The sequence below is a fragment of the Algoriphagus sp. oki45 genome (assembly GCF_036245605.1).
In the GTDB taxonomy this organism is placed as follows: Bacteria; Bacteroidota; Bacteroidia; order Cytophagales; family Cyclobacteriaceae; genus Algoriphagus.
Genome location: NZ_BTPC01000002.1, coordinates 91,448 through 111,111, shown reverse-complemented (window position 1 = coordinate 111,111; position 19,664 = coordinate 91,448). Strand labels below are relative to the sequence as shown.

Here is a 19,664-nt window from a genome sequence, read left to right as displayed (position 1 = left end):
TTTACAATATAAACCAATTTACACCATGAAAACGAACTCTAGAATCTTCGCACTCCTAATGATGGTCACATTGATGGCTATGGGTTTTCCTCAAGACCTCAAACGACTCAGCTATCAGGCTTACCTCACCCAGGACAAAAATTCCTGGAAGCAAAATGTGGCACTTGCCACTCAGGCCCATCAGACTCAGCCCAATGAAAGGACTTCTTTTGACCTGGCCCTGATGGAATATGGTCTGATCAATGCTACGATGGTCGATCAGGATGAGCGCCTATTTGATGCCTATGTGGACGGCTTGGAAAAAAGACTTAAAACCCTGAGTTCATCCAAAACTTACGGGGCAGAGGCTAAGGCGCTTCTTTCTTCCCTCTATGGGTACAAAATTGCCTACAGTCCGATGAAAGGAATGTTTCTGGGACCAAAGAGCTCAGGCTTGCTGGAGGAAGCCTTTGCCCAAGCTCCCAATTCTCCGATCGTACTAAAAATGATGGCAGGGAATAAATATTTCACTCCGGAAACCTGGGGTGGGGACAAAGACGAAGCACTTGCTCTTTTCCAAAAGTCAAATCAGGCTTTCGAAAAATCCGGAAAGGAGCAGGATTGGATGTATTTGGACAATATGGCTTGGATGGGAATGATCTATCTGGAGAAGGAAAATGAAGCCAAGGCAAAAGAAATTTGGACGGAAGCGGTGAAGCTTGAGCCTAACTTCCACTGGGTAGCTAAAGGCTTACTTGCGGATTTGAATTGAATTAGAGGTTTATACTATAGAAAAGCAGCGGTCTTTGGCCGCTGCTTTTTTGGGTTTAGTCTAAAATTATCCGTTCACTTTTTGGATACTTGACTTCATATTGGAAAGAAACTTTCTGCTGTTCTCCCGGAGCCAAGCTTATTTCCCAAGTGATTATTCCCGATTGTGGATCGAGTTTTCCACCTCTGAGTTCCCCAGAGGTCACTGTAATGTTGGAATTGACCGATACAGGAATCTGATCCTTCAACAGGAGAGTGACGGGTTGGGATTTATTGTTTTTCAGGTTGATCTCATAGCCCCGGCTTTCGGTGATATTGGAGCCGATGGTTCGTTTTTTGGAGAATTGATCCACTTTTTCCCGCTGCATTACGATCGAGCGATCCCGGCCCATGGAGATTTGAAGCGTATCCTGAAGTGCGGCAGCATTGAGAATAGACCGACCGACAAAACCCTCCTCAAAGTACAGATTGCTTTCTCCCTCGAGCAGGCTGTATTGACTCCAATCGGTGATTTCCGCTAAGAGGAAGGCATCTTTGTCCAGTTTGGGGATAGCGGTGTAGCGATAATTTGCCGGTATTTCGTAGTTTTTCAAATCCACCAAAGTCCGCTCCCCGTTGGTTTTGATCGAATAGGGTTCGGCTACTTCGATTTCAACGGTGGTTTGGTTTTCGACAAAGCTGGTCAAAAGTGGAGCGGATTCTCTATCCTTAGTATTGCTCCCCGTAATCGAAACTCCTGCAACTCTCCCTTGAAGGCTTTTTTTTGCTTCTTGGCTATATCCTGTTACCACTACCTCTTGGAGTGCATAAACATCTTCTTGCATACTTACACTGACTGTGGAGCGCCCTTGGATAGCAATCTCTTGAGTAGAAAACCCTACAAAGGAAAAAACAAGGCTCTGAGCCGTCGAGGGTATGGTGATTGAATACCTCCCGTCCAAGTCAGTGGAGGTTCCGATGGTGGTTCCTTTGACCAAGACAGTGGCTCCGGGGATGGGCTCTCCATTGGAATCCAGCACCACTCCGCTGACCTGCCCCGGTACAGGTGGCAAAGCAAACTTATTCACTGTGGTAAAGCGGGCATAGTTCAGTTCCCACTTTTCGAGGAAGGGAGCCTGTCCGCTTTGGTTGGGATTGGCATTGGAAAATCGAAGCTTGACATTTTTCCAGTCCACCCCTGTATTTTGGTACACTTCCGCTTTGTAGTTGATCATGAGGGGGTCTTGTATGGTCTTGACCCGCACATCGTATTTCGGGTACCAGCCTGCATTGGCTACCAGATAGTTGATCTGAAAATTGCCGTTTCCTGATGCAGGAGCTTTTACTCGTATCCGGATTTCGGACGTTGATTTATTTTGGCTCTCCTGCATGGCTAGAATCTGATTGCGAATGAGCTCAAGCTCCTTTTCTCCTTCGATAATTTTGGATTTTACTTCCAGTTCTTCAGCGGTGATTTTGGTGAGCTCAGCATCAAAAAATTCTAATGCGGTTCTTAATTCAGCCATAGTTGGTCCAGACTGAGTTCCGCCAAGGTCTTTATTGGCAGAAAGCAGGCTTGCTTTGTTGGATAGAATCTGAAGTCTGTTTTGGGCCAATGTGATAGACTTTTCAATGGATTCCATCTGTTTTTGAAGGTCTTTAACTTTTTCTCCGACCTCTTTTTCACTTAAATAATCCAATCTCTTATTGACTGCCTGGATGGTAAAATTGCCCTGAGCTTTTACCTGAATGCTTTTTTCATCGATATAAGGAGAAAGGCCCTTGATACTAATTACTGATTCGCCCGTAGGGATAGTCCCGCTGGCTGTTTCAAAAACTTGAGCCCCTGAGAGAAACAGCGTTACTTCCTTGATTTGGCTGTTCAGTGTTGTCTCTTTGATATCTTGGGCCTGAGCGATTGCGAGCAAGGAAAAAGCAATAAGTGAGGCAAAAATTCTTTTCATGTGTGGCTAGTTTTAGTTTAAAAAGAACGAATTTTTTCATCAAAAGGCAACAGAACAAGTATTAAAAATTGATTTCTATTCTTTCATTTCCCAGATTCCGGATGAGATTGTTAGTTTTGCCGGATCAAATAATCACCAATACATGTCTCTTTTTCAAAGTATCATCATTGCCATCATCGAAGGCCTCACCGAGTTTTTGCCGATTTCTTCTACCGGCCATATGATTTTGGCCTCTACGCTAATGGGTATTCACGAGGATGAGTTTGTCAAAACCTTCGAGGTCTTTATTCAACTGGGAGCAATTTTGGCTATTGCGCTGATGTATATCAAGCGGTTTTTCCGGGGTCTGAATATCTATTTCAAGCTTTTTGCAGCATTCTTACCCACAGCAGTCATTGGTCTTTTGGCCTATGATTTCATCAAAGGCTACCTGTTCAATCCGATCGTGGTTTCTGTTTCACTTATCCTTGGTGGGGTGATTTTGATTTTGATTGACAAAAAAGTGGTCAATCAGGAGACAACCCTTAAGGAAGTCGAGGATATTTCTTACAAAAACGCCTTTTTCATCGGTCTATGCCAGTGTCTTTCCATGGTGCCAGGGACTTCCCGCGCGGCTGCCACGATCATCGGTGGGGTATTCAATGGCCTCGACAAAAAGCAGGCAACTGAGTTTTCTTTTCTTTTGGCGGTACCTACCATGATGGCCGCAGGCGGGTATGATTTGATCAAATCCGATTTAGCTTTTACCCAAGAGCAACTGAGTCTTTTAGCTATCGGATTTGGGATGGCATTTGTTTCGGCTTGGTTTGCGGTAAAGTTGTTTTTGAAATATGTCTCCAGCCATGGATTCACAGCATTTGGATGGTATCGGATTGTGTTGGGGATCCTGTTTTTGATCTTTATGTGGGGGTCGGATTTGGGATGAGTTTTTTGCTCACAGATTACACGGATTTTCACAGATGACATTACCTGTGTTCATCTGAGACATCTGTGAGAAATAGAAATAGACTGTTTTACCTCTAGCTGTTTTTTAGAGAAGGTCACAGAGAAACTGTTTTTGAAATACGTATCCAATCATGGATTTACCGCTTTCGGCTGGTATCTGATTGTGTTGGGGATTGTGTTTTTGATCCTGATGTGGGAAGCAGATTTGGGCTAAATTCCTTCACAAAAACCCTAATTTATTTCAAAGGGCTTAACCACCAAAATATTTTCAGATCAATTTTGTAAAATTGAATTTACAAATTGTTTTAAAATTTGTAAAATGTGATTTACAAAAAATGTATTTTTGTGTAAAATCTATTTTACAATATGGAAAAGCTATTGACCAATTCCCAAGCAAAAATTCAGCGAATTTCACTGGATTTCAGTCGCTTTCTATTGGATAAGATCGATTGGAAGCAGCGGCTGATTGCTGTCACGGGTGCCCGAGGAGCCGGAAAGACCACCCTGTTGCTTCAATATGCCAAAAAGTACCTGAAGCCAGATGGAACGAACCTCTATATCTCTTTGGATGATCTCTATTTTATGGAGCATTCAATGGTAGAACTGGCAGACCAGTTTTATCTGAGTGGAGGGAAAGTGCTGCTTTTGGATGAGATTCATAAGTACCCAAACTGGTCCAGAGAACTCAAATTGGTTTATGATGATTTTCCCGAACTCAAGGTGGTATTTACTTCCTCTTCGATTTTGGAGATTTACAAGGGAGAGTCTGACCTCAGTCGAAGGGCCGTCAGCTATCTTTTACCTGAACTTTCCTTTCGGGAATTTATCGAATTGGAGACAGGAGTTACCTTTCCCGTGATTTCATTTGAACAGGTTCTTCAGGAACATGTCAGACTTGCTTCCCAAATAATCTCCTCTATCCAGCCGATAGCGCTTTTTCAGAAATATGTGAAATGGGGAGCCTATCCATTTTTTAAAGAAGGAACTGAAATCTATTCCGAAAAGCTCCGAAAAATAGTTCAGTTGATTCTGGAAGTAGATCTTATGGCAGTGGAAAACATGGACTATGAAACCGTATTTAAGCTAAAGAAGTTAATTCGGCTGATCGCCACCTCAGTTCCTTTTACCCCAAATGTGTCTGAACTCAGTCAAAAAGCGGGCATCTCACGGCCCAGCTTGCTTCGAGCGTTTGAGTTGCTCGATCGTGCCAGAATCCTGCAAATCCTCCATAAACCGAATTCTGGAGTTGGGGCTCTCACCAAGCCTGAGAAATTATACCTAGGAAACCCTAATTTGCTTTATGCTCTGGGAGAGGAAAATGTCAGTGTTGGGACCATTCGGGAAAGCTTTTTTGCCAATCAGCTCAAGGCTGTTTCTACTGTTCATCTTGCCGAGAAGGGAGATTTTTTGATCAATGAAAAATGGAGCTTTGAGGTCGGAGGAAAAAACAAAACGAGCTATCAGATCAAGGATCTCCCGGATTCCTTTTTGGTCAAAGATGATATTGAAATCGGAGTTAAGAACACAATTCCACTTTGGCTTTTTGGTTTTTTGTATTAAAAAGCCCTGCCGGGATTTCGAATCTTGGCAGGGCTGAGTTTTTTTAGGGGGCAGATTTGTCCTCTTTTCACATCCAGTTTGTCTTAATTAGTGTGCTGGATTTTTACAAAAAGAGCTTCAAGCTGCCTCAAATAGGCATGCTTCATTTTTGTCCTTTCGTATTCCGACTACTCTTCTTCCTTTGAATACCAAATCAAAGTAACCTAAATGAGGCAATTAGGCGGATTTTCGAGTTTCCTCTGACCTCGAAAAGATGTGTCCTAATCTTACTCAGCCGCTTGGCTTATGTTGGATTCAAATTTGAAAGACATGAAGATTCTGGATTATTTAAAATACTTGGGGTTAGGTGCACCTTGGCACATCATGCCTCCATTTCTTGCGTTCCTTATTTCACTAGGATTTCTTCTATACCTATTCTTCAAAGCACATTTGGATCATAAACTTGATTGGAAGAAGCAGGAAAATGAAATGAAAAAGTGGGAAATCGAAGCTAATGCGAATCCCAAGCGAAAAAGCAAACCTCCTTCCTAGTTCTTACCTGAGCAGGTAATAAAACATCGCCCGGACAACTGCATCCATGGGTTCCGCACCACTGACCCAAGCATGAAGCTGTTGCTTAGGGATTCCTGTTTCTTCACCGATTTTGTCCAGGGAAATTCCTTTTTCGCTCAACTTCCAACTCACCACCTGTCCGGTCAACTCCTCAGCAGGGATTTCTCTGTAGGGAATAGGCCGTGCAAATATCGTATGAAATGGAAAGTACTTTCTGAAAAGTGCTTTGGCCAAATCTGAAAGTTCTTTTCCTGATTTTTGGCCTCCTTCAGATAGCTTACCTTGAGTCACTCGTACCGTCAACTCAAAAGGATCAGCCTCCAAAATCCGAAACTGGATCTTTTCCAGTTCCTTTAGCCGATCAACCTCTTCCGCAAAATCGGGTAGAAGCGACTGTTCTACCCATTGAATGGCCAAATCGATTTTGCCGACTTTGATAAAAACTCTTGAATTCATCACCTCTTTTCAAAAAAGAAAAGTAGCCCTAAATTTTATTTTTTCCCCTATTTTTACCCAAAACCATTTTTCAAGATTTATGCCCACGCTGCATTGGATAGGCAAGGAAAAAGTAGTCAATCACCATCAGGAAGTACCCTACCGAGTACTCGAGAAGCAATACGAGTTCAACACGGAATCCAGTCCATCTGAAAACAAAATCATCCAAGGCGACAACCTCGAAGCCCTCAAAAGCCTCCTGCCCGAGTACGAGGGCCGAGTCAACTGCATCTACATCGATCCGCCCTACAACACCGGCAATGAAAACTGGGTCTACAACGACAACGTCAACCATCCCAAAATCAAAAAATGGCTGGGCGAAACCGTAGGCAAGGAAGGCGAAGACCTCAGCCGCCACGATAAATGGCTTTGTATGATGTATCCCCGGCTTAAACTACTCCATAAGCTGCTGGCTAAAGACGGGGCAATCTTTATTTCGATTGATGATAACGAACAGGCAAACCTCAAGCTGATTTGCGATGAGATTTTTGGGGGGAATAATTTTTTAGCGAATATCTGTTGGCAAAAAAAGCAGTCGCCTCAAAATGATGCCATCAATTTTTCAGATATGCACGACTTTATTCTTGTATACGCGAAGCAAAAAAAGTCAAATCGTAATGATAAAGATGGATTTAATAGAAATTTAATTCCGAAATCTGAGGGTCAAAAAGCCAGATATAAAAATCCAGATAATGATCCAAGAGGGCCTTGGGCATCTGGGGATTGTACTAGTAATAAGACCCGATTTGAGCGCCCCAATCTATATTACTCGATTAAAAATCCTATTACCGGCAAAGCTATTTTCCCTTCTGAATCAAGGGTTTGGAGATATGAAGTCTCTACATTTAATAGGCTTTTACAAGAAAATAAAATATCCTTTGGAAAAGATGGAAATTCATTTCCAAGATTGAAGCAGTTTCAAAACGAACTAAATGAAGGTGTAGTACCATCGTCTTGGTGGTCTAGAGAATTTTCAGGAGACAATCAAAGTGGGAGAAGATTGCTGAGATCAATTTTCTCGGATGTTGAAAGTGATTTTTCAACTCCAAAACCTGAAGAATTATTGAAAAGGATTTTACAAATCTCAACCTCAAAAGACTCCATTATCCTAGACTCCTTTGCCGGTTCGGGTACCACCGCCCATGCTGTTCTGAATCTGAACAAAGAAGACGGAGGTGATCGAAAGTTTATCCTAATCGAGATGGAGGACTATGCGGACTCCATCACTGCGGAGCGAGTTCGGCGAGTCATCCAGGGCTATGGGAGTGGCAGCAAGGTGGTGGAAGGGACCGGAGGGGATTTTGGCTTTTATGCCCTCGGCCCGGCCCTCTTCGATACCGAGGGAAATCTGAACGAGGCCGTCGCAATCTCCGATATCCTCTCCTATATCTGGTATTCCGAGACCCGTACGAAGTGGATACCGCCTGTCGATCATCCAGATCGCTACTACCTCGGGACTTTGGAAGATACCGCTTACTACTTCATCTACGAGCAGGACAGACTGACCACGCTGGACTTTGAGTCACTCTCCGGCTGGGTCACTCAGCCGGCAGAGCAGTACATCTGCTATGCGGACAATTGCCTCCTGCCCGAGGCGCTGATGCAGAAGCACCGCATCATTTTTAAGAAAATCCCACGAGACATTACCCGTTTTTAAGCATGGAACTCAAGCCCTACCAACAGCAAGTCATCGCCGATCTTCGGTCTTTTTTGGACTCCATCCAAGTGCACAAGGATATCCGAAAGGCATTTGATACCTACACCGAGGAAAAATGGGGACTCTACAATCCGCTGGACGGGACAGGAATGCCCTCGTACAAGCATACCATTCCCCATGCAGCCAACGTTTGCATCAAAGTGCCGACCGCCGGCGGAAAGACCTTTATCGCCGTCAATGCACTCCGGACGATCTTTGATGCCTTCGATACTTTGCATCCCAAAGCGGTGGTGTGGCTTGTTCCCTGGAGTAATCTTCTCGATCAGACAGTAAACAACCTCAGTAATCCCGACCATCCTTATAGGCAGAAGCTTAATGCCCTATTCAACCATCGGGTCCATGTCTATGAAAAGAAAGACTTGCTTCAAGGCTCTAATTTTAATCCCACGGTAGTTTCCGAGCAGTTGACCATCGTGGTGATGAGCTTCTCCTCGCTTCGTTCCAAAAAGAAGGAAGACAGAAAAGTCTATCAGGAGAACGGTCAATTGGCCACGTTTGCAGCGCAATACAAAGACGATTCTCACCTTTTGCCAGATACAGATGAGACCGCCCTCATCAATGTGATCCGTAGCCTCAATCCGGTAGTGGTGGTGGACGAAAGCCACAATGCCGAGTCCGAACTGAGCGTGGACATGCTGAAAAATCTCAATCCCAGCTTTGTCCTTGATTTAACCGCTACCCCGAAGAATAATTCCAATATTGTCAGTTTGGTACCTGCCATTTCCCTGAAAAAGGAACACATGGTCAAGCTGCCGGTCATTGTCTATAACCATCCCGACAAGACGGAAGTGATCAGTTCGGCGCTGCATCTCCGACAGAAACTGGAAGCCCTGGCCATCGAGCAGCGAAAAGCGGGAGGAAAATACATCCGTCCGATAGTGCTCTTTCAAGCACAACCCCGTACTTCGGAGGACAATACCACTTTTGAAAAGTTGAAAGCGCAGTTGGTGAGTTTGGGAATTCCAGACGAAGAAATAAAGATCAAAACTGCTGAAAAGGACGAATTGAAAGGAATCGACCTGATGTCTGAGACTTGTCCTGTTCGTTACATAATTACGATCAATGCGCTGAAGGAGGGTTGGGATTGTCCCTTTGCCTACATTTTGGCTTCTCTTGCAGACAAGTCTTCGGCGGTGGATGTAGAGCAGATTCTGGGCCGAGTCCTACGTCAACCTTACGTGATGAAGCATGCCCATGCCCTGCTCAACATTTCCTATGTGTTGACTGCTTCGGCAAAGTTTCACGACACCCTTCAAAATATCGTCAAAGGACTGCAAGCCTCGGGCTTCAGTGACAAGGATTATCGCAAGCAAGATGTAATGCCTGAGTCAGTGAAAACACAGGTGATCCAAAAGCCATTGGAAAACTTTCTTTTTCCGGAGGAAACAGAAGCAGAGCCTTATGAGGAGGCGATTGACCCGAATCGTATTCAGTTTGCTCCAGATGAAGTTCATGATAGTGAGTCACCAGTTTTTCCTTCGATAAAAGAAATTGAAAAAATGGCTACGGAGGAAACTGACCGCTTAGATCAAGAAATTCAAAAACTTAAAGAAGAGTATTCAGACCTTCCTTTATTGGCAGATATGGGAGAAAAAATCAAAACCGCCCAGATAAGAGAAGCATTTTTAGGAAATGTATCCACTCTTCAGCTTCCTCAATTTCACCTAAAAGTGACAGCGAATGCACTTTTTGGAATTGGAGAGCAGGTATTGCTCAACCAGGAATCCTTATTGAAGGATTTCAAGCTGAGCAAATACGACACACTGATTGACTTTGAGCAAATCCAGTCTGACCTCTACAAAGTAGATATTCAGGAAGCCAAAAAGAATGAGTACACTCCAAGTTTCGTAAAAATTGAGGATTTGATAGTTCGTGAGCCTTTAGTGGACTACATTTTGGCAAAGCCCAAGGATAAGCAGATTAAAGAAATCGCTTACCAATTAATGGGGACAATCGGGAATTTGTATCCGATTCCCGAGCAGGAAATCAAGCTTTACCTTCAGCGGATTTTAGAAAGTATGACCCAGGAGCAACTCAGGGATATTTTGGTGAGGAGACTGTCCTATTCGGATCGGATCAAAGCAAAAATCAAATCACATGCAGATAGGTATGCCGAAGAACAGTTTGAAAAGCAGGTCACAGTTGGAAAAATCGAGGCTCTTCCGGCGTGGAAGTTTCCTGAACGTTTGATTCCAGGCAAACCTGGACCATCCATCAGTAAATCCCTTTATGATATCGAGGGAGCGATGAACGGATTTGAGGTTCGGGTTATTTCTGAGATAGCCGGAATGCCCAATGTTCGATTTTGGCACCGCAACCAAGTCAAAGGCCGAGGCTTTGCAATCAATGGCTTTAAGTCCAATCATTATCCGGATTTTATTATTTATACCGAGTCAGGAAAAGTAATTGTCTTGGAAACAAAAGGAGATGACCGGGATAATAGCGACAGCGAAGCCAAGTGCCGTTTGGGTAAAAAATGGGCTGAATTGGCTGGAAAAGAGTTTATTTACATGATGGTCTTTGATCAGCGAGAAGTGGCTGGAGCCTATTCATTTGATCAAGCCAAAGGGTTGATTAGGGAGATGTGATATATTGTTAAATCGGAAACCTTCTAGAAATTGGAACAGTTTTTAATGTATTGATAAGAAAAATTTTCTGCTTACCTTAAGCATAACTTTTATATTATGGACAAGCCTGATAAAATTAAATTCAAATACATATTTAAGGATGACTATAATCCAAAGTATGTAAATGGAGCGTTTGGAGGAATTAGCCCTCAAGGAGAGATTGTGGTTAATTTTTATTTAGAAAGGGTGGCTCTTCCTCGTTCTCAAACTTATTCTGTTAAAGAAGGGATGGTTCTGAGTGAAATCACTGCAGAACGGGAACCAGGAGATCATGAAACCAGCATTGTGAGATTTGTTGAAAATGGAATAGTCCTCAACCTTGCTCATGCTGAGGATATCCATAGGTGGCTAGGAGAGCATATTAAAAGTTTAAAATCTAATCTGAAGAAAAATGTCTGAAGTACTCGATTTCGAACCATGTCTTGCATCCAGTAAAAATGTGCAAAGGATCCCTGGTCAAAATATTTGGGCTATGACATCTTTAGCCCAGCCAAATTTAGATTCCAAATATATTTTTGTTATCCACTCCAATGACTCCTCCCATGTCGGTCAGGATTTAAAATCAAATCTTGAAAAGTTAGAGGAATTCAAAAAATTGGAATTTAATTGGAATGGAAATAACGCTGAGCCTTTTTCGGATGCTTTAATTGAAAAAGCTAAGTCCGTTTTATTTTCATTAAGAGTACAACCTGAAATATTTCCCACAGCCAGAAAAAGTATTCAATTCGAATACGAAAAAGGAAATGGAGATTATTTGGAAATCGAAATCTTTGAGGATTTCATAAAGTTTTTTCAGGTAATTGGTGAAATAGAGTCTTCGGACAAAATAGATTTTTCTAGGATTTTTTATAAGGTTAATGAATTTTATGGAGAAGGATTTTATCAAAGATGAAGAATTACTTTACAGGGCTATAAAGCCGTATCCTAATTGGTGGAAAGAAAAGGAAAATAGACCAAGTTCTGCCGCATTTAAAGACTCATTGGGAGTATCTGTGGATAGAGATGCGGAAAGGAATGAACTTGAAATCGTTGGGGCAATAGAAGAACGCTTTGAGTTAAAGGCTATTGTCAAAGTTAAAACAGCCTATTGTAGAGAAATTCAAACCTATCCTTTTCCAAAACCATTATCTGATAATCCTGAACATGCTGAGATTCATAGGACAGAAGGCATCGTGGAATTAACAGATTCGCAAGCAAGAAATCTTGCAAAATCCTCTGAGATAGTATTTCAAAAAAAATAGGGCATTTCTATAATTTAGAGAAATGCCCATTTTATTCAAAATCCATTTACTTCCTATTCTTCACATATTTTTCCAACCAAGTATCCATCTCCCAAAGGGTGTGGAGTACGGACTCTTTGGCTGCATAGCCATGACTCTCATGCGGGAGAAAAACCAATCGGGTGGTGGCACCGTGACCTTTCAAGGCATTGTAGTAGCGCTCGGACTGGATCGGGAAAGTCCCTGAATTATTATCCGCCTCTCCGTGGATCAATAGAATCGGCGTTTTCACCTGGTGGGCGAAAGAGAACGGCGACATGTTGAAATATACTTCTGGCGCCTCCCAGTAAGTCCTTTGCTCATATTGGAATCCAAACGGAGTCAAGGTCCGGTTGTAAGCACCGCTTCGAGCGATACCTGCAGCAAACAAGTTGGAATGGGAAAGCAAATTGGCCGTCATAAAAGCCCCATAAGAGTGGCCTCCCACAGCGATTTTGTTTCGGTCTCCGATGCCCATTTCTACAATATGATCGATCGCAGCCTCTGCATTGGCTACAAGCTGCTCGATAAAGAAATCATTGGGTTCCTGATCTCCTTCGCCTACGATCGGCATTTCGGTTTGGTCCATGATGGCATAGCCTCGAGTCACCCAATAGATCGGAGAACCCCAGCTAAGACGAGTGAACGTGTACTTGGAACCTCTCACCTGAGCGGCATCAGCTGCTGACTTGTACTCACGTGGATAGGCCCACATCAGGACAGGCAGTCTTCCGTCTTTGGCAGGATCATATCCCTCTGGAGTATAGACTACGGCAGAGAGATTCAGTCCGTCTTTTCTTTTGTATGTGACCAGTTGCTTGTTGATCCCTTTGATGGACTCGTAGGGATGAGCAAAGTTGGTCACCTGCATCGGAGCAATTCGCTTGCGGGTATTGACCAGCCAATAATTGGGTTGGATATCGGTGCTTTCTTTCAACGTCACAAATTCAGTAGCATCGGCATTCATGACTTTGACTACCCGCTCGTAGTAAGGGGCCTGAGATCTCCAGAGGATTTTTTGCTCTTTGGTAGCGGTATTGAAGGTGGAGAGGAACGGCATGCTTCCTTCCGGACTTCCGCCTTCGGATCGCATGTAAAGCAAGTCTCCTTTTCGCATCAATACACTCCTTCCAAACTGATTTTCGGTGTAAATCGGATCTCCGGGATCATTGTACAGATCGTCTGAAGACCGCTCGATGATCACTTTTGGTGCTTGGGATGGATTGGACGGATTGATCACAGATCTCTTTTCTGTTCGGCTCGCAAACCATCTTTCATTCAAAATCGCAAAGGAATCATCAGACCAGGCAATTCCTCCGAATCTCAGGGAGGTAGATGCCAGCTTTTGCTTTTCTTGGGAGAAAGGAGCGGACAACGTATACACGATATCCCGTTCAGCCACTTCTGTTCGTGGATTTCCTCCATCCTGAGCCTCTACCCAATACAGGGTGGCAGCTTGGTCCGCTCTCCAGTTGATGCTTCTTGGTCCGGTCACCGTGGCATCAAAGCCGGTTGGTCTCACTTCATCCAGCGGAATCTGGGCCAAAGTCTTGACCATCTCTCCGCTGGATTTCCAGATTTCTACGGAATAGGGGAATCGGCTGGCGGGGACGAGATAGGAAAACGGCTTTTGGATGGATTCGATCAACAAATAACTTCCATCAGGGCTCAGATCCATGGATTTGATCATGGCTGGTTTTCCGACAGGAGTTTTGCTGCCATCCAATCCAACTTTCATCAATTGGGAGTCCATGAAGTAGGCAAAAAGCGCCTCATCGTAGGGATTGCTGAGCAAATCCTGATAGGTACGGCTGGGAGCTGCATTTCCGGAAGTTTCCTGAATGACCGGACCGGCAGGTGCTGCTGGAGCTTTGGGCATGGAGCCTCTTTGGGGATTTACCGCTTTGATCAAGATGGAATTGTCCGGCATCCAAGCCACAGAGTTTCCAAAAACCTGATTGAGAATAGGCTCCGTAAGCTTTTTCGCTTCAAATGTGGATAAGTCCACTACCCAAAGGCTGATCCCTGAGGCTTCTGTATTCGTGAATGCCAAATATTTTTCATCTGAAGAAAGGGAAAAGCCACTCATTTTGGGATTTTGGGGCAACCCTGTGATTTGTTTTTCTTCTCCGCTTCGGGTGTTTTTGATTTTCACATTGAAAAAACTTCCCGATCTGCTGGGCCCCGAGGTAGCCGGATTGATCCGAATGCCTCCTATTCGGAGTTCGGGCTGAGCCAGATCATCAATGGAAGGTGCTTCGGATCGTTCCAAAACCATCATCATCGATCCATCCTTGTTGAAAGAGACGGAGGGAGTGGCGGGTGCATTGAATAGGTCTGCGATGGATGCGGGGGGAGTTTGGTAGGTGGTTTGGGCAGTCAGGCTCCAGGCGAAACTGCACAAATACACCAAAAGAGAAAGTTTTTTCAAAAATGGGTTCATATCTCGAATGATTTTTTTGGGAAAATAAAAAGAAGAATAGACTCTGCCCAAAAAACTTGGTGTACGGCTTGAGGATTCCCTAAAGGAGTGAATTCATTCTTTTGACTATTTTTGGAAATAGGTAAAATAGAATGAATAAACTATTCTTCGGGCTAGGCTTCTTTGGATTTCTGTGGATAGGTGTATTTGGCAATGCAATAGCTCAGGATAGTTTGTACACTAAGTATGGAGATCTTTTGCTGGGTAAGATCGAAAAAATCACGGCTGAGAAAATCTACTTCAAAACGGCCTATCGAAGCGCCGCGGTAGATATCAAGCTGAGTGAAGTGGCTAAAGTATCCAGTCCTGAAGGATTTTTGCTCAATGATATACGAAATAAAAACTGGAGAGGTCAGCTGATTTTGGATTCCACCCATCAGGATATGGTGGGGATAAGAATGGCCGATTCGGTTTATTTTTTCCGTCAAAAAGACATTTACACCTTAGGGAAGGACCAAAAAAAGAGGTTTAAGGACCGGTTTAAATTGGGAATCGACTTGGGATTCACGCGGGCCAAGTCTGAAAACTCCCTTTCGCTTTCGGCAGGGATGTATTCCCGGTATCGTACCCGCAGATGGGATACCAATTTTGACTTCCAGAATTATGCAGCTGTCATCGGGCCTACCGTGATTGGCAGATCCAGCTTTACCTACAACTTGTCCTATATTTTACCCAAAGAATGGTTTTTTAATGGCAGGTATCTGCTCTTTTCCACTACAGAACAGAATTTGGATCTCAGAAGGAATTTTTCGCTCAGTATGGGAAGGTATATTGTTCATCGGGATGACAAGGTTTTTTCACTTAGCGGAGGCTTGGTTTCAAACAGGGAGCAGTATTTTGAAAATCCGCAGATTTTCAAAAGTGTGGAAGGAAATCTAAGTACACACCTCTATGGGAAGTTTGGGGAAAACTTTGACGGGATGGCCGACTGGAGTTTTTTTCCCAGCCTGACAGAAAAAGGAAGGATCAGAAACACGCTGAGCCTGGATTTAAAATACCTTTTTCTCAATCACTTCAATATCGGGATTCACTATGTATTGAATACGGACAGTGATCCTCCACTGGAAACCGAAAACCGGGATTTTATTTTAGAGTTGAAGTTTGGATGGACTGTTCACAGGAGGTAAACCCACTTCTTTTGCAGGATTCAAGCCTCTTATCTTTTAGAAATTACAATCGAAATAACAGATTGTAATAAAAAACACATCTCCTGTTTCATAATAAAAAGAACCAAACTTGGGCTTACTGCTGTATTCAGGTTTTTTTGGGGAAATTAATAGCCTTCCAGCCTCATGAATATCAAGTTATTGCTTCCTGTTTTTGTCTTTGTGGTAATTTCCGGTTTTACTGCATTGGCACAAGACAAAAAGGTAGATACCATCCTCAAGATCAACGGGGATGAGCTACAGGGCACAGTAAAGGAAATCAGCCCAAGTTCAATCAAATTCTCCTACGCAGGAGAAGAATTGACCTATGAGGTCCCAAAATCAGACATCATCAAGATCACCTTTGCTTCAGGAAGAATTGAGTTTTTCAATAAGCCTAACTTGAGCAGTGAATCCGGAAATGCCCCTGCCGGAGCTAAGCCCGGCCCAGAGTTCAATCAGCCTCAGGATCATCACAATAAGGTGGCCATACTTCCTTTTCACTACTTGATCGATAAGCAAAATGCGAGCGAAGAAATTACCTATCAGGTTCAGATGGAAGCATATTCCTATTTGAACAAGCATATAGGTGCTTTAACCCTTCAGGATGTGAATGAAACGAATGCTCTGCTGATCCGAAATGGAGTAAATGAGGGCAATATGAGAGGTTTTACAATGGGAGAGATCTGCAATATCCTCGGAGTGGAATATGTGATCCAAGGGACAATCACTCAAGACCGGACTACCGTCACAAGTAGTAGTTCCAGTTCCTACAGTCAAAAAAGTTCAACTTCATCTGATTCCAAAAATAATTTTATCGGGGCTATCAACGGATCGAGCAAGGGAAGTGCGAGTACTTACTCTTCTTCCCAACAGAACTATTCCACGGCTATATCCATGAATATTTACACGGACAAAGGAGAAAACATCTATTCTCAGTCCCATACAGGCTTTTGGCCGACTACCGATGCCTATAAAATCACGCTCCAGTACCTATTGAAACGAACGCCGATTTACAGAAAATAAGAGTTGAGTTTGGACAGATTGGCAAAAAGCTGAGGGAAAATCCTTCAGCTTTTTTCTCATTTTATGAGTTCTTTCTTGATAAATGCGGTAGAGTACCCCGTTTTTTTGGAGATTTCTTCGATGTCCATTCCCTCACTGAGAAGTTTTGAGGCCAATTCCAGCTTGATTTTTTTGAGATACTTGCCGGGAGTAGTGTCGAAATTTTTAAAGATGCGGTTGAGTTGGACGGTATTTGTGTCAAATTTCTCAGCTATTGAATCGACCGTGGAAAGATTGTTTTCCAAAATGGCCAACCTAAAATCTTCCAAGGTCAATTCATTTTTTTGCTGCATTTGCGTCCCCGTTTCTTTCTGCCCGAAATATTTCCTCCATAGGACTATACTGACCATCCCTAAAATAAAAATTCCTCCCAATAATGCCCAAAAGGCATTTTTGGAGCGAAAATCAAGAATCGTCAAAGTGGCTGCAATGCCTGGGATAAATTCCTTCTTGATTTCATAGGTATTGACCTGATAGAGCCCATCTACAGCCCCAGCATAGAGGATTTCTTCTTTGAGAAAAATAGCATCCCGATTAAATTCCACTTGTGGGATTACGAGAAAAGGATCTTTTCCAAACTCTTCATCTACTACATAAAGACCATTTTCACTGGCAATCCAGAGATTTCCAAGCCCATCGATCTGCAAAGCAACCGAATACGGGATCGAATACTCCAAGCTTATGGTTTCTTGTTTGAGTTCATCCAGGACATAGACTCCTAGGTCCGAAGCCAAAAAAACTTGCTGCCCAGCCACATAAATATCCCTAATTCGGCTAGGGATTTGTGCAATAGGATAGATTTTCTCTCCATCCCATAATAAACAGGTGCCCGAAATTGTACTGATCAAAAGTCCTTTATCACCATAGATCTCCATGTCCAGATACTCATCTCCTTGATGAATGGGATGGAGTGTAAACTCTTCCTCTACCTTGCTGACTGAGAGTGTATTCATAGAATAGATCTCCCCTTTCCACCTCAGGATTTTTCGGGCTTTTCCTGCGAAAGGGCTAGTTCCGTCAGGGATTAATACTGAAGAATCCGGAGGAAAAAACTCACTCAGTTCATCCCAAGGGAGGAAATATCGATTTTCGATCCTCACCATGGGTCCATTGGTATAGGTGGGATAATCCAATAAAATGGAATCGTTGACAAAAATGCCGGAATAAGTAGAAACCACTTTTAGCCCCGGTTCCCAAAAAATATCCCGGATGGATTTGTTGTGATAGGTTTTGGTGTAATGCGGTCGGATTTCATATTCAAAAAGTGAAGAGCCAATTGAGATAAATAGGCGATCACCTTTCCGGGCGCCTGTGGCAATAAACACCCCTCGCTGAGGGATCAAATCCTGAATGGGTTTGGTGTCGAAAAGTTCAGAATTGGGAATAAAATCCGATTCATAGAACTGGTCCTTGAAAAAAACATAGGGTTTTTGAAATGTTATTTCCAGTTCCTCCCACTCATTTCCTTCCAGTTGATAGAGTTTATCTCCTGTTTTGACATACACTTCTCCGTTTGCTTCGAAGACATTTCTTACCGGAGTGGAAAAGGAATGCTTGGCAATAAAAAGCGTGTCCTGCCCAAAAGAGGGCAAGGAAATCACTAGAGAAATGAAAGAAAAGATGACAAATCGCATGATTTACGAAATATAACAGCTAAAAATAACAGCTTTAATAAAATAACAGGGGTTTGTAATTTTTTTTCATCCAAAGAAAAATAGGATGCTCAAAGGATTGGTGAAATTGAACTAGGAAAATTTTATAAAAACCAAAATTTAATTCCTATGAAAAAATTTCTATTTGCAGCCTCCCTGTTTTTGGCAGGCTTAGTGGGACTTCAGGCACAGACACAGATCAAGCCTGGAATCGGTGTAAACATGACCAATATCAACGGTGAAGGCACAGATGCCTCCGGTCAGGTGGGTTGGCAGATTGGCGGATCCGTCGCTTTTGGGGAGAAATTTTACGTAGAACCGGGCCTGTTTTATCAGACCAGTTCCGTGGAATATTTTACATCGACCTCCTCCCCGGTGACGGATCTGACTTACAGTGGTCTGAGAATACCCGTGGCAGTAGGGCTCGATGTCTTGGGTAATGCGGATTCATTTGCCGGATTGAGAGTATTCGGAGGGGCTTCAGGCTTGATAGTGACTGGGACGAGCAGTGAGTTTTATGACAAGGATGAAATAGAATCTCCACAGTGGGGGGTATTCGCAGGCGCGGGCTTGGATATTGCTATTTTCTATTTGGATCTATCCTATCAATGGTCGCTTTCCAATGTGCAAAAAGACATTGATCAGATAGATTTAGGTAAATCCAAAGGAATTTTTATTACTGCCGGATTGAGATTTTAAATTATTTTGTAGTTTAGGGAGAGAATAAAATTTTATTCTCTCCTTTTTGCCTTAAATTAATCAGAAATGCCTAAAAAGCTTTTGACCGCTCTTCTTCTAGCTTTTTTGGGTTGGAGATGTCAGCCAAAGGCTGATTCTGTGACCGAGGAGCTATCGGTAGATTCATTGGTCTCTGAGACTGATTCAGTTGACTTTACCCCCGAAGATCAAAGCAATATCCAGCGATTGATTCAGCTCACCCTTCTGGATCAATTCAAGGAGGATCTGGCCTTGGGATTGATCGATTCCCTTAGCCGAACTTACAAATACAATCAGGTAGATTTAAACGGAGACGGAGATCAGGAAATATTGGTCGGAATGACCGGTCCTTTTTTCTGCGGATCAGGAGGTTGTACGGTTTTGCTGCTTACCAGCCATGGAGATGTGATCACCCGCTTTTCTGTGGTAAAATACCCGGCCTATTTGGATGATGAAAGCTCCAATGGCTGGAAAAACTTGATTCTCTACAGTGGAGGAGCCAATCGGGTGGCCCAATTTGATGGGACCAGCTATCCTGCAAATCCTTCTACCCTTACCACTTACAGTAAATCCATTGATCAGCTTACTAAATTGTTGGACTGGGAAAATCTAAAAATGTATAGCTATTAATTATAATTAATTCGAAGCGTTAAAATTTTACATAAAATTATTTTAGGACGTTTATAAAGTTACTTTATGAATTACTTTTATTCAGAGAAAATGAAGTTGGTGAGATTTTCTACCTTCTATAGGTT

Annotated in this window: 17 protein-coding genes; 13 read left to right on the top strand and 4 right to left on the bottom strand. The window is 43.0% G+C overall.

The window, feature by feature from the left end:
* Positions 1 to 25: 25 nt before the first annotated feature.
* Positions 26 to 751 carry a tetratricopeptide repeat protein gene (locus AAA942_RS09955; RefSeq protein WP_338220113.1) on the top strand — a complete coding sequence of 242 codons (726 nt, stop codon included), beginning with the start codon at positions 26 to 28 and terminating at the stop codon, positions 749 to 751.
* 55 nt (positions 752 to 806) lie between these two features.
* Here the strand turns inward: AAA942_RS09955 and AAA942_RS09950 are convergent, their stop codons facing one another.
* Positions 807 to 2,693 carry a DUF4139 domain-containing protein gene (locus AAA942_RS09950; protein ID WP_338220112.1) on the bottom strand — a complete coding sequence of 629 codons (1,887 nt, stop codon included), beginning with the start codon at positions 2,691 to 2,693 and terminating at the stop codon, positions 807 to 809.
* Between the two features lie 142 nt (positions 2,694 to 2,835).
* Here AAA942_RS09950 and AAA942_RS09945 point away from each other — a divergent pair, with 142 nt between their 5' ends.
* From AAA942_RS09945 to AAA942_RS09935, 3 genes are all read left to right on the top strand, one after another.
* Positions 2,836 to 3,618, top strand: a complete 783-nt coding sequence (locus AAA942_RS09945; RefSeq protein WP_338220111.1) for an undecaprenyl-diphosphate phosphatase — start codon at positions 2,836 to 2,838, stop codon at positions 3,616 to 3,618.
* A 386-nt stretch (positions 3,619 to 4,004) separates the two neighbouring features.
* Complete coding sequence (locus AAA942_RS09940) at positions 4,005 to 5,198, top strand: ATP-binding protein (RefSeq protein ID WP_338220110.1); 1,194 nt, start codon at positions 4,005 to 4,007, stop codon at positions 5,196 to 5,198.
* Between the two features lie 309 nt (positions 5,199 to 5,507).
* Positions 5,508 to 5,729, top strand: a complete 222-nt coding sequence (locus AAA942_RS09935; protein WP_338220109.1) for a hypothetical protein — start codon at positions 5,508 to 5,510, stop codon at positions 5,727 to 5,729.
* Positions 5,730 to 5,732: 3 nt separating this feature from the next.
* Here the strand turns inward: AAA942_RS09935 and AAA942_RS09930 are convergent, their stop codons facing one another.
* Complete coding sequence (locus tag AAA942_RS09930) at positions 5,733 to 6,206, bottom strand: hypothetical protein (protein WP_338220108.1); 474 nt, start codon at positions 6,204 to 6,206, stop codon at positions 5,733 to 5,735.
* Positions 6,207 to 6,285: 79 nt separating this feature from the next.
* On the opposite strand from AAA942_RS09930, the gene AAA942_RS09925 reads away from it, so the two are divergent.
* From AAA942_RS09925 to AAA942_RS09905, 5 genes are all read left to right on the top strand, one after another.
* Positions 6,286 to 7,902 carry a site-specific DNA-methyltransferase gene (locus AAA942_RS09925; RefSeq protein WP_338220107.1) on the top strand — a complete coding sequence of 539 codons (1,617 nt, stop codon included), beginning with the start codon at positions 6,286 to 6,288 and terminating at the stop codon, positions 7,900 to 7,902.
* Between the two features lie 2 nt (positions 7,903 to 7,904).
* Complete coding sequence (locus tag AAA942_RS09920) at positions 7,905 to 10,550, top strand: DEAD/DEAH box helicase (protein ID WP_338220106.1); 2,646 nt, start codon at positions 7,905 to 7,907, stop codon at positions 10,548 to 10,550.
* Between the two features lie 96 nt (positions 10,551 to 10,646).
* Positions 10,647 to 10,988, top strand: coding sequence for a hypothetical protein (locus tag AAA942_RS09915; protein WP_338220105.1), 342 nt, complete (start codon positions 10,647 to 10,649; stop codon positions 10,986 to 10,988).
* Complete coding sequence (locus AAA942_RS09910; RefSeq protein WP_338220104.1) at positions 10,981 to 11,481, top strand: hypothetical protein; 501 nt, start codon at positions 10,981 to 10,983, stop codon at positions 11,479 to 11,481. The genes AAA942_RS09915 and AAA942_RS09910 overlap by 8 nt, the downstream gene beginning before the upstream one ends.
* Positions 11,456 to 11,830: a hypothetical protein gene (locus AAA942_RS09905; RefSeq protein ID WP_338220103.1), complete on the top strand. Its 375-nt coding sequence runs from the start codon at positions 11,456 to 11,458 to the stop codon at positions 11,828 to 11,830. Before AAA942_RS09910 ends, AAA942_RS09905 begins: the two co-directional genes overlap by 26 nt.
* 46 nt (positions 11,831 to 11,876) lie before the next feature.
* Here AAA942_RS09905 and AAA942_RS09900 read toward each other — a convergent pair whose 3' ends face one another.
* A complete protein-coding gene (locus tag AAA942_RS09900) occupies positions 11,877 to 14,291 on the bottom strand; it encodes a S9 family peptidase (protein ID WP_338220102.1) in 2,415 nt (804 codons plus the stop codon).
* Between the two features lie 131 nt (positions 14,292 to 14,422).
* On the opposite strand from AAA942_RS09900, the gene AAA942_RS09895 reads away from it, so the two are divergent.
* Positions 14,423 to 15,457 (top strand): DUF481 domain-containing protein, encoded by a 1,035-nt coding sequence (locus AAA942_RS09895; RefSeq protein WP_338220101.1) that lies wholly within the window; start codon positions 14,423 to 14,425, stop codon positions 15,455 to 15,457.
* Between the two features lie 165 nt (positions 15,458 to 15,622).
* Positions 15,623 to 16,501, top strand: a complete 879-nt coding sequence (locus AAA942_RS09890; RefSeq protein ID WP_338220100.1) for a hypothetical protein — start codon at positions 15,623 to 15,625, stop codon at positions 16,499 to 16,501.
* Between the two features lie 56 nt (positions 16,502 to 16,557).
* On the opposite strand, the gene AAA942_RS09885 is transcribed toward AAA942_RS09890, so the two are convergent.
* Complete coding sequence (locus tag AAA942_RS09885) at positions 16,558 to 18,174, bottom strand: helix-turn-helix domain-containing protein (protein WP_338220099.1); 1,617 nt, start codon at positions 18,172 to 18,174, stop codon at positions 16,558 to 16,560.
* A 147-nt stretch (positions 18,175 to 18,321) separates the two neighbouring features.
* Between AAA942_RS09885 and AAA942_RS09880 the strand changes: the two genes are divergently transcribed.
* Together AAA942_RS09880 and AAA942_RS09875 are read left to right on the top strand one after the other, a co-directional pair.
* Positions 18,322 to 18,891: an outer membrane beta-barrel protein gene (locus AAA942_RS09880; protein ID WP_338220098.1), complete on the top strand. Its 570-nt coding sequence runs from the start codon at positions 18,322 to 18,324 to the stop codon at positions 18,889 to 18,891.
* 66 nt (positions 18,892 to 18,957) lie between these two features.
* Complete coding sequence (locus AAA942_RS09875; RefSeq protein WP_338220097.1) at positions 18,958 to 19,539, top strand: hypothetical protein; 582 nt, start codon at positions 18,958 to 18,960, stop codon at positions 19,537 to 19,539.
* The last annotated feature ends 125 nt before the right edge of the window (positions 19,540 to 19,664 follow it).